Annotated in this window: 15 protein-coding genes, 1 rRNA gene and 1 riboswitch; of the genes, 3 read left to right on the forward strand and 13 right to left on the reverse strand. The window is 45.1% G+C overall.

Translation table 11 applies throughout. The features are described 5' to 3' along the window. The first annotated feature begins 77 nt into the window (after positions 1 to 77). The gene (locus tag B6A27_RS01060) at positions 78 to 320 is read left to right on the forward strand and encodes a YgaP family membrane protein (protein ID WP_080859668.1); all 243 of its coding nucleotides are present in this window, start codon (positions 78 to 80) and stop codon (positions 318 to 320) included. A gap of 92 nt (positions 321 to 412) precedes the next feature. Next, complete coding sequence (locus B6A27_RS19320; RefSeq protein ID WP_328219408.1) at positions 413 to 493, forward strand: EYxxD motif small membrane protein; 81 nt, start codon at positions 413 to 415, stop codon at positions 491 to 493. Here the strand turns inward: B6A27_RS19320 and purD are convergent. The 12 genes from purD to purE form a co-directional block, all read right to left on the reverse strand. After that, positions 456 to 1,739: a phosphoribosylamine--glycine ligase gene (gene purD / locus B6A27_RS01065; protein ID WP_080859669.1), complete on the reverse strand. Its 1,284-nt coding sequence runs from the start codon at positions 1,737 to 1,739 to the stop codon at positions 456 to 458. The genes B6A27_RS19320 and purD overlap by 38 nt on opposite strands. Before the next feature lie 12 nt (positions 1,740 to 1,751). Further along, positions 1,752 to 3,290 (reverse strand): bifunctional phosphoribosylaminoimidazolecarboxamide formyltransferase/IMP cyclohydrolase, encoded by a 1,539-nt coding sequence (gene purH, locus B6A27_RS01070; RefSeq protein WP_080859671.1) that lies wholly within the window; start codon positions 3,288 to 3,290, stop codon positions 1,752 to 1,754. A gap of 19 nt (positions 3,291 to 3,309) precedes the next feature. Continuing rightward, complete coding sequence (purN, locus tag B6A27_RS01075) at positions 3,310 to 3,876, reverse strand: phosphoribosylglycinamide formyltransferase (protein ID WP_080859673.1); 567 nt, start codon at positions 3,874 to 3,876, stop codon at positions 3,310 to 3,312. Then, positions 3,873 to 4,913, reverse strand: coding sequence for a phosphoribosylformylglycinamidine cyclo-ligase (gene purM / locus B6A27_RS01080; RefSeq protein ID WP_044741334.1), 1,041 nt, complete (start codon positions 4,911 to 4,913; stop codon positions 3,873 to 3,875). The genes purN and purM overlap by 4 nt, the downstream gene beginning before the upstream one ends. 13 nt (positions 4,914 to 4,926) lie before the next feature. Continuing rightward, entirely contained in the window at positions 4,927 to 6,342 is a 1,416-nt protein-coding gene (gene purF, locus B6A27_RS01085; RefSeq protein WP_066148396.1) for an amidophosphoribosyltransferase, read from the reverse strand. After that, on the reverse strand, positions 6,318 to 8,543 hold the full coding sequence (gene purL / locus B6A27_RS01090) for a phosphoribosylformylglycinamidine synthase subunit PurL (protein WP_066148394.1): 2,226 nt from the start codon (positions 8,541 to 8,543) through the stop codon (positions 6,318 to 6,320). The genes purF and purL overlap by 25 nt, the downstream gene beginning before the upstream one ends. Continuing rightward, positions 8,527 to 9,213: a phosphoribosylformylglycinamidine synthase subunit PurQ gene (gene purQ, locus B6A27_RS01095; RefSeq protein WP_066148392.1), complete on the reverse strand. Its 687-nt coding sequence runs from the start codon at positions 9,211 to 9,213 to the stop codon at positions 8,527 to 8,529. The genes purL and purQ overlap by 17 nt, the downstream gene beginning before the upstream one ends. Continuing rightward, positions 9,210 to 9,464 (reverse strand): phosphoribosylformylglycinamidine synthase subunit PurS, encoded by a 255-nt coding sequence (gene purS, locus B6A27_RS01100; protein ID WP_044741330.1) that lies wholly within the window; start codon positions 9,462 to 9,464, stop codon positions 9,210 to 9,212. The genes purQ and purS overlap by 4 nt, the downstream gene beginning before the upstream one ends. Continuing rightward, positions 9,452 to 10,180 (reverse strand): phosphoribosylaminoimidazolesuccinocarboxamide synthase, encoded by a 729-nt coding sequence (purC, locus tag B6A27_RS01105; RefSeq protein WP_066148390.1) that lies wholly within the window; start codon positions 10,178 to 10,180, stop codon positions 9,452 to 9,454. The genes purS and purC overlap by 13 nt, the downstream gene beginning before the upstream one ends. 78 nt (positions 10,181 to 10,258) lie before the next feature. Next, a complete protein-coding gene (purB, locus tag B6A27_RS01110; protein ID WP_080859674.1) occupies positions 10,259 to 11,551 on the reverse strand; it encodes an adenylosuccinate lyase in 1,293 nt (430 codons plus the stop codon). 31 nt (positions 11,552 to 11,582) lie between these two features. Continuing rightward, positions 11,583 to 12,716 carry a 5-(carboxyamino)imidazole ribonucleotide synthase gene (gene purK / locus B6A27_RS01115; protein WP_080859676.1) on the reverse strand — a complete coding sequence of 378 codons (1,134 nt, stop codon included), beginning with the start codon at positions 12,714 to 12,716 and terminating at the stop codon, positions 11,583 to 11,585. Further along, complete coding sequence (gene purE, locus B6A27_RS01120; RefSeq protein ID WP_066148385.1) at positions 12,703 to 13,191, reverse strand: 5-(carboxyamino)imidazole ribonucleotide mutase; 489 nt, start codon at positions 13,189 to 13,191, stop codon at positions 12,703 to 12,705. Before purE ends, purK begins: the two co-directional genes overlap by 14 nt. 109 nt (positions 13,192 to 13,300) lie before the next feature. Next, positions 13,301 to 13,402: riboswitch (purine riboswitch) on the reverse strand. Positions 13,403 to 13,633: 231 nt separating this feature from the next. Between purE and B6A27_RS01125 the strand changes: the two genes are divergently transcribed. Beyond that, positions 13,634 to 14,086 (forward strand): Hsp20/alpha crystallin family protein, encoded by a 453-nt coding sequence (locus B6A27_RS01125; RefSeq protein WP_066148383.1) that lies wholly within the window; start codon positions 13,634 to 13,636, stop codon positions 14,084 to 14,086. Positions 14,087 to 14,262: 176 nt separating this feature from the next. Here the strand turns inward: B6A27_RS01125 and rrf are convergent. Beyond that, positions 14,263 to 14,379 (reverse strand): 5S ribosomal RNA (gene rrf / locus B6A27_RS01130). Between the last annotated feature and the right edge of the window lie 173 nt (positions 14,380 to 14,552).

The following is a 14,552-nucleotide window of genomic DNA, read 5'->3' on the forward strand; positions in this document are numbered from 1 at the left end:
TTTTTCCAAAATTGTACCATATGATCATTTTACCGTATTAAAGTCATTTACACAAACAAAAAAAGAGGAGGAAATATATGGTCAAAGTAAATATTGGCATCCTGAATGCCTTCATTCGAATAACATGCGGATTAACCATGCTTGCCTGGGCCACTTCCAAAATGGTCAAGCATCCTTGGCGCGATTCCTATATGGTGATTGCTTGGTTAGCCGCTATGAAAGTGGCAGAGGGCATTACACGCTTCTGTCCGCTCACAGCATTGTACGAAAAATGCCGGAAGCAAGAACAAACAAAGGAAACAGCAAACAACCCAACTTAATGATAAAAACGGGGCTGACTTTCATAAGCCAGCCCTCTAATCTATGCATGATAAGGAGAGAATTCATAATGCTGCTTGAATATATGACCGATATGTCATTTGTGCTTGCTACCTTAATCGGGAGCATTGTCGCTCTTACTTTTGTTTATGTGAAGAAAAAGCGCGTGCGGTAGCTTTGCGACCAATATCGCTTCGATAAAATAATTGATCACATTGGATATGAGAAATTTCCGTATACACTTCTTGCTGCGCAGCCGGCAACGTCTCACCTTTTGCCGCAACGAGCAGCACACGGCCGCCATTTATGCATACGATGCCATTTTCAACCTTCGTTCCAGCATGAAATACAAGTGTGTCTTCTTTCAACGCGTCTAGCCCGATAATCGGCGCTCCTTTTTCGTATGCATCGGGATAGCCTTTAGAAGCTAAAACGACGCCAACAACCGCTTCATTAGACCACTTCGGCTTCGCCTCTTTCCCTTCCAGTAAATCGACCAGCAGCTCAACCAAATCTGTTTCTAAACGGGGCAGCACCACTTGCGCCTCCGGATCACCGAAACGGGCATTGAATTCAATGACTTTTGGTCCTTGAGGGGTTGCGATTAGCCCTGCATACAAAACGCCTGTAAATGGATTTCCTTCTGCGACAAGCGCTTTTGCGATGGGATGAATGATTTGCTCAATGGCTTGCTCCACGACTTCTGCAGAAATCTGCGGCACAGGAGAGTACGCTCCCATTCCTCCTGTATTCGGACCCTCATCGTTATCAAAGGCGCGTTTATGATCCTGGGCGATCGCCATTGGGTAAGCTTTTTCACCGTTGACAAAAGCCATCAACGAAAACTCTTCCCCCTCTAAAAACTCTTCAACCACGACTTGCGCACTTGCTGCCCCAAATTTCTTTTCGATCATCATATCATATAAAGCGGCTAAGGCCTCTTGTTCCGTCATCGCCACAGTAACACCTTTTCCAGCCGCCAGTCCATCCGCTTTGATGACAATCGGCGCTCCCTTTTCCTCCACATACGCTTTGGCCTCTTCATATGAAGTAAAGGAGCGATACTCCGCTGTCGGTACGCCATATTTTTGCATCAATTCCTTTGCAAACGCCTTACTTCCCTCGATCAGTGCGGCTTTCTTTTTCGGTCCAAAAATGCGTAACCCTTCTTCTTCAAAGCGATCGACAATTCCATTCAATAACGGTGCTTCTGGACCGACAATGGTCAAATCGATTCTTTCGTTTTTAGCAAAATGCACAAGCCCTTCGATATCCTGTTCATCGATGGGAATCAGTTGGGCTGCCTGAGCCATTCCCGGATTCCCCGGTGCGGCATACAGCTTTTGCACAAGCGGACTTTGCGCCGCTTTCCAAACGATCGCATGCTCCCGTCCCCCACGGCCGATTACGAGTACTTTCATTTACTTCACTCCTTAATGCTTAAAATGGCGCACGCCAGTAAAGACCATGGCAATGCCGTATTCATCTGCCTTTTTGATGGAATCCTCATCGCGGATCGATCCGCCCGGCTGAATGATCGCGGTGATTCCTGCTTTGGCTGCTGCTTCCACTGTATCATCCATCGGGAAAAATGCATCAGAGGCTAAAGCGGCTCCTTGCGCTTTATGACCCGCTTGTTCAATCGCAATTTTAGCTGCGCCCACGCGATTCATTTGCCCTGCTCCGACCCCGATTGTCATATGGTCTTTCGCGAGCACAATCGCATTGGACTTGACATGCTTGACCACCTTCCATGCCAACTTTAAATCTTCCCATTCCGTTTCGGTCGGCTGCCGTTTCGTGACAATTTTTATCTCGGCATCGTCCAATGTGTATCGATCTTCATCTTGTACAAGCAGGCCGCCATGCACGGACACGAAAAACGGTTCATTTTTGTGCTGCGCTGCAAAATCAATGGTTAATAAGCGAAGATTTTTCTTCTGCGTTAAAATTTCAACGGCTTCTTCACTGAAGGATGGAGCGATAATAATTTCAAGAAAAATTTCATGCATTTTTAATGCCGTATCGCGGTCCACTTCTCGGTTCAAGGCGACAATTCCGCCAAAGATTGAAGTTGGATCCGCTTCATACGCTCTTGTAAAAGCGGCCAAAATCGTATCGCCGATTCCTACTCCGCACGGATTCATATGCTTAACCGCAACGGCGGCCGGTTCAGCAAATTCTTTGACAATTTGCAATGCCGCATTCGCATCATTAATATTGTTATAGGATAGCTCCTTGCCATGCAGCTGTTTAGCCGCCGCAATGGAAAAGATAGAGCCAAGCGGCTTTTGATAAAAAGCAGCTTGTTGATGCGGATTTTCGCCATAGCGTAAATCTTGTTTTTTCGTAAAGGTCATGGTCAAGGATTCTGGATAGCGTTCCCCCGCGAAATTTGTTAAATACTCAGCAATCATGGCATCGTAAGCGGCCGTATGACGGAATACTTTCGCCGCCAATTTTAAATTCGTATCATGAGAAACCGCCCCATTTTCCTCGAGCTGCTGCAATACGATTTCATAATCAGCCGGATCAACAACAACCGTTACATATTGATGATTTTTCGCCGCCGCCCGAAGCATGGTCGGACCGCCAATGTCGATATTTTCAATCGCCTCGGCAAATGTAACGTCTGGCTTGGCGATCGTTTGCTGGAACGGATATAAATTCACAACGACTAAGTCAATTGGTCGAATATGGTGCTCATCAAGCTGCTTGCTATGGCGCTCATCATCGCGAATCGCTAAAAGTCCGCCATGGATCATTGGGTGCAGCGTCTTCACACGCCCATCTAAAATTTCCGGAAATCCTGTGACCTCAGAAATGCTGATCACCGGAATCCCTTCTTGCTCTAGAGCTTTCTTCGTTCCACCTGTTGAAATGATTTCGATTCCCAATTCTGACAAGCGCTTAGCGAAAGCAATGATACCTTCTTTATTCGAAACACTTATTAAAGCACGTTGAGCTTTCATGCATGTTCGATCCTTTCTCTCAATGTTCAAACAATGTTTGTAATACTTCGGGATATAGCTGATGCTCCAGCTCATGAATTCTCGCTTCTAATTGCTTCAACGATTCTCCTTCATAAATAGGAATGGCACGTTGTTCAATAATCGGTCCTGTATCCATTCCTTCGTCCACATAATGAATCGTCACTCCCGTTGCCTTCACACCGGCGCGATACGCTTGTCCGATTGCGTCTTTTCCAGGGAAGGCAGGCAGAAGCGAAGGATGAATATTCACCATTTTTCCCTCGTAAGCCGATAAAAGCGTTGGCCCAATTAGGCGCATATAACCGGCTAAAACGATCCACTCAATCCCTTTTTCTTTTAAGCGCATTAAAATATCGCGTTCAAACTCGGCCTTTTCTGCATAATCTTTTGGATGAAAAACAAAGGTAGCGATCCCTTCTTTCTTCGCTCTCTCAATCACCTTTGCTCCCGGGCGATCGCATACAAGCAAAGCAATGTCAGCTTGCAGTCTTTTTTGTTTGACAGCCTCGACAATCGCTTGAAAATTCGTTCCGCTGCCAGATGCAAAAATAGCGATTCGTTTCATTCCATTTTCCCTCCAGCAAAGACAACTCCTTCTCCTTTTTTCACCCGTCCGATCAGATACGCCTTCTCTCCGAGCTGTTCTAAACGTTCCAATAGCGGTTGAATCATTTCGCTATCTACCGCCATGACTAGACCGATCCCCATGTTGAAAATATTGAACATCTCCTGGCGCATCAGATGTCCCTTCTCCTGAAGCAAATCGAAAATCGGCGGAATCGGCCAAGAGCCATAATCAATTTCGGCACAAAAACCGCTTGGCAGCATGCGAGGGATATTTTCAACAAAGCCGCCCCCAGTAATATGGGCCATGCCTTTGATCGCAAATTCTTTCATCACTGCCAGCAACGGCTTCACATAAATGCGCGTCGGTTTTAGCAGCTCTTTACCTAGTGGAGCAGCGAATCCCTCATACGTTTTATGAAGGTCAAGTTGGGCTTCTTCAAGCACAATCTTCCGCACAAGCGAATAGCCGTTGCTATGAATGCCGCTTGAAGCAAGCCCAATAAGCGCATCGCCTTCTTGAATGTTTGCTCCCGTGATAAGTTTGGATTTCTCCGCTACTCCCACCACAAATCCAGCCACATCATATTCTTCTTCGCCATACATTCCAGGCATTTCTGCTGTTTCGCCGCCAATGAGGGCGCATCCCGCTTGCACACAGCCATCGGAAATACCTTTAACAATTTGCGCAATTTTTTCAGGCACCGCTTTTCCGCACGCGATATAGTCAAGGAAAAACAGCGGTTCTGCGCCTTGAACGACAATATCATTGACACACATTGCCACACAGTCGATTCCAATGGTATCATGCTCATCCATCATAAAAGCTAGCATTAATTTCGTGCCAACCCCATCTGTTCCCGATACAAGAACAGGTTCACGATATCCGAGCTGCGATAGGTCAAACATGCCGCCAAAACCGCCTAGTCCGCCCAATACTTCTTTCCGATTCGTTTTTTGTACGTGCTTTTTCATCAGCGAAACCGCTTGATATCCAGCCTCAATGTCGACACCCGCTCGCTTATACGACTCCGCCATTTTAAGTCCTCCTTTATTGCTTAACTGTTTGCTCTAATAACTGGCTGCATGTATTAGTTGGGTATTCTCCGGTAAAACATGCCATGCATTGACCGCGAAACAGAGAACCGTTCGCCGAACGCCCAATCGCTTCCAGCAATCCTTCATGGCTTAAAAATGCTAACGAATCGGCGCCAATCATCTGCCGCATCTCTTCAACCGAATGGGCGGAAGCAATGAGTTCCTCTTTTGTTGGCGTATCAATTCCATAAAAACAAGGATGAGTAATAGGCGGTGAGCTAATGCGAACATGGACCTCTTTCGCCCCAGCTTCTCGAAGCATGTTGACGATTCGTCTGCTTGTCGTTCCGCGCACAATCGAGTCATCAACCATGACGACCCGCTTGCCAGCTACGACTCCCCGGACAGGAGATAACTTCATTTTCACGCCTTGTTCACGCAATGCCTGCGACGGTTGAATAAACGTCCGCCCTACATAACGATTTTTAATTAATCCTAGCTCATATGGAATTCCTGTCACCTCTGCATAACCAATCGCGACAGAAATGCTGGAATCAGGCACACCTGTCACAACATCTGCATCGACTGGCGCTTCAAGCGCCAAGCGTTTTCCTAAATTTTTGCGGGCTGTATGAACATTGATCCCATCGACATTGCTGTCAGGACGGGCAAAATAAATGTATTCCATACTGCAAATCGAGCGCGGGCGTTTTTCCGCATAACGTTCTGCATAAATGCCGTGTTTGTTAATGATAATCAGTTCTCCAGGCTCTACTTCGCGCTCGTATACAGCTCCCACTACATCAAACGCACACGTTTCCGAAGCGACGACATAAGCATTGCCAAGACGGCCGATAGAAAGCGGACGGAATCCTTGCGGATCAAGAGCGATGTACATTTCTGTTTCCGTCAACAAAAGGAAGGCGAATGCTCCTTCGAGATAGTTGAGGGCCACCTTGATTTGCTCCTTTAACGTTGGCGCCATGCTACGACGAATTAAATGAGCAAATACTTCCGTATCCGAAGTCGTTTGAAAAATGCTTCCTTGCTGTTCAAGACGGAGCTTAAGCTCAGCCGCGTTGACTAAATTGCCGTTATGGGCCAAAGCAATGCTTCCGCTTTGCGAGCGGAATAGCAGAGGCTGAACATTTTCGTAGCCTCCGCCTCCTGCTGTTGCATAGCGCACATGCCCAATCGCTGCCGCTCCGTTTAATTGCTGTAGCTGGCCATCGCTAAATACTTCCGTCACAAGCCCGAGACCTTTATGTCCCTTCAATGTTTCACCATCGGAAACGACAATCCCTGCCCCTTCTTGGCCGCGATGCTGTAAGCTGTGCAATCCATAATAAGTGACTTGTGCCGCTTCCTCGTGTCCCCAAATCCCAAAAATTCCACATTCTTCGTTTAATCCTTTGATTTCAGCAAGCATGGAATAGCTCCTTTCCACACGCTTCTCATTTGTGTAACCGAAAGCTGGACAACTGTTTTACCGCTTTCTGCCTCGATATGAAGCATCCCATCACTAGTGACTTCTCCAAGCAAAGTCGCTTCTATGAACTGTTCAAAGGCCGCCTGATGTTCCTTTTTCACGGACACAATAAAACGCGATTGTGTTTCGCTGAATAATTCGGCAACCGCATCGCCGCTAATCTTTACCTTTGCTCCTAATCCATCCGCATTCATTAAACATTCAGCTAACGCTACGGACAAACCGCCTTCAGATACATCGTGAGCGGAAGCAACCAATCCGGCGCGAATCGCCGCTAAAAGCGCTTGCTGGCGCTCGGCCTCCACATGCAAGTCAATGCTTGGCGCTTTGCCGAAAATGCGGCCTTCTAATAATTTTTGTAATTCACTGCCGCCAAATTCCTGCTTTGCTTTTCCAATCACATAAATGAAATCGCCAGACTGTTTGAACGCTTGCGTCGTGATATGGCTCAATTCATCAACGAGCCCGACCATTCCGACAACCGGGGTTGGGTACACCGCTTCACCATTCGTTTCGTTGTAAAGCGATACATTGCCGCTAATGACCGGTGCATTTAATAAACGGCACGCCTCGCTCATTCCATCGACCGCTTTTTCAATCTGCCAAAAAATTTCTGGTTTTTCAGGATTTCCAAAATTAAGACAATCTGTAATCGCTAGCGGCTTAGCGCCTGAGCAGACAATATTCCGGGCCGCTTCCGCAACGGCGATTTTTCCTCCTGTCTCTGGATCTAAATAAATGTAGCGTGAGTTGCAGTCCGTCGTCATCGCCAATGCTTTTTTTGTCCCGCGAATACGCACAACCGCCGCATCTGATCCCGGCGCGACTACCGTATTCGTTCGCACCATATAATCATATTGATCATATACCCATTCCTTGCTCGCAATCGTCGGTTGCGCTAACAATGAAAGCAGTGTTTCCTCATAGTTCTCTACCGTCGGAAGATAATCGATTTGTTGAAATTCTTGATAATAATCCGGTTCTTTGGACGGCTTATGATACACGGGTGCATCTTTCGCTAAAGCATCGACTGGAACCTCAGCGACCACTTCGCCATGGAAATAAAGACGAAGCATTTTGTCATCCGTTACTTTTCCGATCGCAGTGGCCTCAAGCCCGTATTTAGCAAACAAATCATAAATTTCTTGCTCGCGGCCCTTTTTCACAACAAGAAGCATCCGTTCCTGCGATTCTGAAAGCATCATTTCGTACGGAGTCATCCCTGTTTCGCGCTGTGGCACAAGATCTAAATTCATCTCAATGCCAAAGCCGGCTTTGCTGGCCATTTCAGCAGAAGAACTAGTAAGCCCGGCAGCGCCCATGTCTTGGATGCCAACGAGCGCATCAGACTGAACGACTTCTAAGCAAGCTTCCAGCAACAATTTTTCCATAAAGGGATCACCGACTTGAACCGCTGGGCGCTTTGCTTCAGACTCTTCGGTCAGTTCTTCAGAAGCAAAGGTGGCCCCATGAATGCCGTCGCGTCCTGTTTTAGCTCCAACATACATCACCGTGTTGCCGACACCCGATGCTACACCGCGCTGAATATCCTCATGACGGATCAATCCCACACACATAGCATTGACGAGCGGATTGCCGTCGTAAGCACGGTCAAATTGCACCTCGCCGCCGACGGTCGGAATGCCAACACAGTTTCCATATCCGGCAATGCCAGCGACAACATGTTCAAATAAATATTTGACACGAGGAGAAGTTAACTCCCCAAAACGCAATGAATTCAGCAAGGCGATCGGCCGAGCTCCCATGGAAAAGACATCGCGAATAATTCCTCCAACCCCAGTTGCTGCGCCTTGGTACGGTTCAATCGCAGAAGGATGGTTATGGCTTTCAATTTTAAACGCAACGGCTAATCCGTCACCAATATCGACAATCCCTGCCCCTTCACCAGGCCCTTGCAAAACATGATCGCCTTCAGTCGGGAATTTTTTTAAAACGGGCTTGGAGTTTTTATAGCTGCAATGCTCCGACCACATCACGGAAAAAATGCCGGTTTCCGTGTAGTTAGGCAAACGCCCAAGAATGCGTTCTACCATTGCAAACTCTTCATCTGTTAATCCCATTTCACGATATAATTTTTCTTCTTTAATCATTGTCGGACTTGGCTCAAGAAGTAACGACATGTGCTTCCCTCCAATATTTCACAATTGACTGAAACAACTTCAAACCATCAGCGCTGCCGAGCAGCTCATCCACTGCACGCTCCGGATGAGGCATCATCCCTAGAACATTGCCTTTTTCATTGATAATACCGGCAATGTCAGCTAAACTGCCGTTCGGATTTTCCCCGTAGTATCGAAAAACAATTTGGCGATTATCGATCAGCTGCTTTAACGTCTCTTCATCGCAGTAATAGTTGCCTTCGCCATGGGCGATCGGGATCGTAATCATTTCATCCTTCTCGTACATTGAAGTAAACATTGTTTCATGATTTTCTACGCGAAGCTCTACTGGACGGCACATAAATTTTAGACTGTGATTGCGGCGCATTGCTCCTGGCAAAAGCCCGGCTTCCAACAAAATTTGAAATCCATTACATACGCCTAAAATCGGTTTCCCTGCTTCTGCCGCTTGTTGGATCGCCTTCATCACGTTGGAAAAGCGGGCAATCGCCCCTGAACGAAGATAGTCTCCGTATGAAAAGCCTCCCGGAAGTAAAATTCCATCAAACTCATCAAGATGGTCGGCATCATGCCATACATACTCGACTTCTTCTCCCAATTCATCCTTAATCGCATGGTACATATCAACATCACAGTTGGAGCCCGGAAATACAATCACTGCAAATTTCACTGCGCCACTACCTCCTCAATCTCATACCGGTAGTCTTCAATCACTGTATTGGCTAATAGCTTTTCACACATATCGCGCACAATTTCTTCAATATCGCGATCGTTTTTTTCAATCATAAGCTCCATAAACTTGCCAATCCGCACATCTTGTACTTCTTGGTAAGATAAGCTGTGAAGCGCTCCTTTTACCGCACTTCCTTGTGGATCTAGCACGTTTTCTCGCAATGTGACATATACTTTTACTTTGTACATTTTGTTTGTCCCCCTAATCTTTGTAAAATCACTTCATAGGCATCCGTTAAGTTTCCTAAATCGCGTCGAAATACATCTTTATCAAATTTTTCATTGGTTTCCATATCCCATAGACGACAAGTATCTGGCGAAATTTCATCCGCCAATATTATGTTTCCTTCCGCATCAAAACCAAACTCTAATTTAAAATCAATTAATCGAACCTGACAGCTGTGAAAATGGCGGGTGAGGATCTCATTGATCTTTAAAGCCTGCTCCTTTAATATGGCGATTTGTTCTGAGGTCGCTAGCTTTAAAATAGCAATATGGTCTTCCAACAACAGAGGGTCGCCAAGCTCATCATTTTTGTAATAAAACTCAATCAGCGGTTTTTCCAAACTTGTTCCTTCGGCAATGCCAAGCCGCTTTGCAAGGCTTCCAGCGACATAATTGCGGACAACAACTTCAAGGGGAATAATCGTTACTTTTTTAACAAGCTGCTCTGTTTCCGAAAGTTTACGAATAAAATGATTATTGACGCCGGCTTCATGCAATTTGGCAAATAATAAGCTGGTAATTTCATTATTTAAACGTCCTTTTCCAGCAATAGTTGCCTTTTTCTCTCCGTTAAATGCCGTGGCGCTATCCTTATATTCAATCCAAAACACCGCTTCTTCATCTGTGCGATACACTTTTTTTGCTTTTCCTTCATAAAGCTGCTCTAATTTTTTGACCATGGGTAGAAGCCTCCCAAAACAGAATATTAGGAATTTTTTGGCTTGTGGGCAGGTAAGGGAAAACCTTACCTGCTTTGCTTATAATCCGAGACGCGTAAAAATCGTATCAACGTGCTTGAGATGATAATGGTAATCAAAGCAATCATCGATTTCCTCTTTCGTCAATCGCTGTGTGATCGCTTCGTCTGCCTCAACCAACGAACGGAACGGAACTTGTTTCTCCCATGCGTCCATTGCTTTTGGCTGAACTAAGTCATACGCTTCCTCACGTACCATGCCTTTATCAATTAACGCTAACAAAACGCGTTGAGAATAAATCAATCCAAGCGTGCGATCCATATTGCGTTTCATATTTTCTGGGAATACTGTCAAGTTTTTTACAATATTAGCAAAGCGATTGAGCATATAGTTCAACGCGATGGTGGCATCAGGCAAAATAATGCGTTCAGCTGATGAATGGGAAATATCGCGTTCATGCCAAAGCGGCACATTTTCGTAAGCCGTTAGCATATATCCGCGAATGACACGCGCCATCCCTGTCATATTTTCAGAGCCGATTGGATTGCGTTTATGCGGCATTGCAGAAGATCCCTTTTGTCCCTTAGCAAAAAACTCCTCCACTTCACGTGTTTCACTCTTTTGCAAACCACGAATTTCAACAGCAAATTTTTCGATGGACGTTGCAATGAGCGCCAATGTCGCCATATAATGGGCATGGCGATCACGCTGAAGAGTCTGAGTGGAAATAGGTGCTGGCTCTAATCCAAGCTTTTCGCATACATACTTTTCAACAAAAGGATCAATATTCGCATACGTTCCGACAGCTCCGGAAATTTTCCCAACTCGAACCGTTTCAGCAGCCTGTTTGAAACGTTCTAAGTTTCGCTTCATTTCCTCATACCAAAGAGCTAATTTCAACCCAAACGTTGTCGGCTCTGCATGAACCCCATGCGTCCGTCCCATCATGACCGTATATTTATGCTCTTGTGCTTTTTCCTTTAATACTTGAATAAAGTACTCTAAATCTTTAAGCAAAATTTCATTTGCCTGCTTCAGCAAATACGATAAAGCGGTATCGACAACGTCCGTCGATGTTAATCCATAATGCACCCATTTTCGTTCTTCTCCTAATGTTTCGGAGACCGCACGGGTAAAGGCAACCACATCGTGACGAGTTTCTTCCTCAATTTCTTTAATGCGCTGGATATCGAACGAAGCGTTTTGGCGAATTTTCGCCACGTCTTCCTTTGGAATGACTCCCAGCTCCGCCCAAGCCTCACAAGCTAAAATTTCTACTTCCAGCCACGCTTTAAAGCGATTTTCTTCCGTCCAAATCGCTCCCATCTCCGGTCTTGTATACCGTTCGATCATTTTTTTTCCTCCTTCTGCACTCAAACATCTGTCATTTCATCCAAATTTTCAAATCATCGATACGTTGCAGTGCGGCATCTACATTTTCAGCAAGCAGCGTAACATGTCCCATCTTCCGTTTGTGCTTCGCCTCTTTTTTCCCATATAAATGAAGGTGCATATCGGCCATTTCGGCAATGCAGTCTATTACTGGCTGGAGATGCTCGCCTAAAATATTGACCATCACAGCCGGCTTCAATAATTCTGTACCGCTTAAAGGCCAATTGCAGATGGCACGAATATGTTGCTGAAATTGAGAGGTCACACAAGCATTAATTGTATAATGACCTGAGTTGTGCGGTCTAGGGGCAAGCTCATTAATATAAATATCTCCTTCACTGGTTAAAAACATTTCCACTGCCAGTGTTCCGACTAATTCAAAATACGTCGCAAGTCTTTCTGCATAAGCGATGGCTTTTTGGGCGATGTGTTCAGCCATTCGTGCGGGAACGATCGTTTGGTGCAAAATATTATCAAGATGGATATTTTCTGCAACAGGAAATACTTTCATATCTCCTAGTCCATTTCTTGATACAATGACAGAGACTTCTTTTTCAAAGGAAACCCATCCTTCTAACACACAATGGCCTGATTGCAGCAACAAACTAGCCGCTTGGACATCCTTTTTGGAACGAATCACAAATTGCCCTTTGCCATCATAACCGCCTCGGCATGTTTTCAGCACACACGGCAGGCCAATCGCATCAACGGCCGTCACTAATTCTTCTTTTGTTTGCACCTCCTGATAAGGGGCAACTGGAAGTCCTGCTGTCACAATCGCTTGTTTTTCTGTAGCTCGATCTTGAGTGATCATGAGCAGCTTGCTTCCTTGTGGAACATAGGAGTGGCTGACAAGCCAATCGAGCGCTGCCGCATCAATGTTTTCAAATTCATACGTAATCACATCGCTTACCTCAGCCAGCTTTTGAATGGCACTTAAATCGCTATATTCTCCCGTAATTTCGATATCTGCTACTTGACTGCACGGAGAATCGGCGATCGGGTCAAGCACGGCAATGCGGAACCCCATTTCTTTAGCGGCAATAGCCATCATTCGACCAAGCTGTCCGCCTCCAATAATCCCAATGGTTTGTCCAGGTACGATCATCTGGTTATTCAAGATCATCACTGCTTTCTAATACTTCTTTACGAATTTGCTCTCTTCTCGCTTTTAAAGCATTCATATATTCGGAATCGAAAATCCCAAGAATGGCCGCGGCTAAAAGGCCTGCATTCGTCGCTCCTGCCTTTCCAATAGCAACAGTCGCAACAGGCACACCTCCTGGCATTTGTACGATCGATAAAAGAGAATCTAAACCATTTAACGTTTTTGATTGAATGGGCACACCGATAACAGGCAACGTTGTTTTTGCGGCTACCATCCCAGGTAGATGTGCGGCTCCCCCGGCTCCGGCAATAATGACTTTAATGCCTCTCTTTTCCGCAGATTCTGCATACTCAAACATGTAGTCAGGGGTTCGGTGTGCAGAAACCACTTTTTTTTCAAACGGAATGTGTAATTCCGATAATATATCACAAGCATGCTTCATTGTATCCCAATCCGATTGACTTCCCATAATGACACCAACAAGCGGGTTCATTTGCTCTCACCTCATTAGTTTTTACCATAGAAAAACCCAGAACGCGTGTTCCTTATTTGAGGGAAAGCACCGTTCTGGGCATAATTCGGCCATAAAAAAGGCGAAAAAGCCATTCGATCCTTTCCCTCATAGTCCAATAATTTACGGTTATTGGGTAGAGACTTTTGGGCCATATTCCCAAGATTATATGAGGGAATGTTATCAAGTTACCACTATCTTATCAATGTTTTTGTAACGATGTCAACACAGAATCGAACGTTTTTTTTAAAATAAAAAATAATGTTCGGATTCTCTATTTGTTTCACCAATTTATAGCCGAGACATATGATAAAATAGCAAAAGTGACGATTCCTGGTTTTTCTATTTAAGAAGAACGCAAGAAAGGCACCAGACAAAATTCTGTTTAGTCTTAAGTAAACAGGGAGAAGAAAGGAGAAACAACATGAAAACAAGCCCATTCGGTTCATTTCCTCCAGACTGGACGAAGCATTGGGAAAATTTTTTTAACGAAGATTTTTGGGGGAGTTTCCAATCTTTTCTCCCTGCTACAGAAAAATCAACGAACACGACAGGAGTGAATATATACAAAAAAGCAGAGAATGAGCTACTCATTGTGGTTTGTTTGCCTGGTTTAGAAGATATAGAGCATGTCGAATTATATACGTATTATAGAGCATTAGAAATTAAAGCAACGATTAATTTACATTTTCAAGGGTTTGAGCTCGTGGAGGAAGGGATTTTTCAAGGAACATGGGAAAAGACGATTCCTCTTCCTTTCCCAATAAAAGAGGAGAGAATCGAGGCAACCTATCATCACGGACTGTTAATCATTCATCTGCATCGCTTAATTCCTGATGTTCGAAAAAGGAGAATTGACATAAAAAAGACTGAATAAAAAAAGCGACTAACCTCTTCATTATAAAAGGTTAGCCGCTTTTTCTTCATTTTGGCACCTATTTTCCACGGTGCTTTTTTATGGGGGAGAGGATTTTAATGGCGTTAATAAAAACGCAAAATCTAATTGGACAAAAAAATTAGAGAACGGATTGACCAGTTCTCTAGCTTCTGTCCGCCTAGCAACGTCCTACTCTTGCAGGGGCGTTAGCCCCAACTACCATCGGCGCTGGAGAGCTTAACTTCCGTGTTCGGGATGGGAACGGGTGTGACCTCTCCGCCATCGTCACTAGACTATTCGAAGGATGGTTCCTTCAAAACTAGATAACAGATCAGAAAAGAAAGGATAGGCGGTGCTTTTCTTGATGTCTTGCTCCCCTTTTCGTATTGGTTAAGTCCTCGATCGATTAGTATCCGTCAGCTGCACGTGTCGCCACGCTTCCACCTCGGACCTATCTACCTCGTCA

Origin of the sequence: Anoxybacillus sp. UARK-01 (assembly GCF_002075365.1) — a bacterium.
Taxonomy (GTDB): domain Bacteria; phylum Bacillota; class Bacilli; order Bacillales; family Anoxybacillaceae; genus Anoxybacteroides; species Anoxybacteroides rupiense.

Bases quoted from the DNA above. Each gene is read 5' to 3' on its own strand.
- purN (WP_080859673.1), bottom strand. From the start codon at position 3,876: ATGAAACGAATCGCTATTTTTGCATCTGGCAGCGGAACGAATTTTCAA.
- purL (WP_066148394.1), bottom strand. From the start codon at position 8,543: ATGTCGTTACTTCTTGAGCCAAGTCCGACAATGATTAAAGAAGAAAAA.
- purS (WP_044741330.1), bottom strand. From the start codon at position 9,464: ATGTACAAAGTAAAAGTATATGTCACATTGCGAGAAAACGTGCTAGAT.
- purC (WP_066148390.1), bottom strand. From the start codon at position 10,180: ATGGTCAAAAAATTAGAGCAGCTTTATGAAGGAAAAGCAAAAAAAGTG.
- purE (WP_066148385.1), bottom strand. From the start codon at position 13,191: ATGAACCCGCTTGTTGGTGTCATTATGGGAAGTCAATCGGATTGGGAT.
- purB (WP_080859674.1), bottom strand. From the start codon at position 11,551: ATGATCGAACGGTATACAAGACCGGAGATGGGAGCGATTTGGACGGAA.
- purD (WP_080859669.1), bottom strand. From the start codon at position 1,739: ATGAAAGTACTCGTAATCGGCCGTGGGGGACGGGAGCATGCGATCGTT.
- purM (WP_044741334.1), bottom strand. From the start codon at position 4,913: ATGGCGGAGTCGTATAAGCGAGCGGGTGTCGACATTGAGGCTGGATAT.
- B6A27_RS01060 (WP_080859668.1), top strand. From the start codon at position 78: ATGGTCAAAGTAAATATTGGCATCCTGAATGCCTTCATTCGAATAACA.
- B6A27_RS19320 (WP_328219408.1), top strand. From the start codon at position 413: ATGTCATTTGTGCTTGCTACCTTAATCGGGAGCATTGTCGCTCTTACT.
- purF (WP_066148396.1), bottom strand. From the start codon at position 6,342: ATGCTTGCTGAAATCAAAGGATTAAACGAAGAATGTGGAATTTTTGGG.
- purK (WP_080859676.1), bottom strand. From the start codon at position 12,716: ATGATCTTGAATAACCAGATGATCGTACCTGGACAAACCATTGGGATT.
- purH (WP_080859671.1), bottom strand. From the start codon at position 3,290: ATGAAAGCTCAACGTGCTTTAATAAGTGTTTCGAATAAAGAAGGTATC.
- B6A27_RS01125 (WP_066148383.1), top strand. From the start codon at position 13,634: ATGAAAACAAGCCCATTCGGTTCATTTCCTCCAGACTGGACGAAGCAT.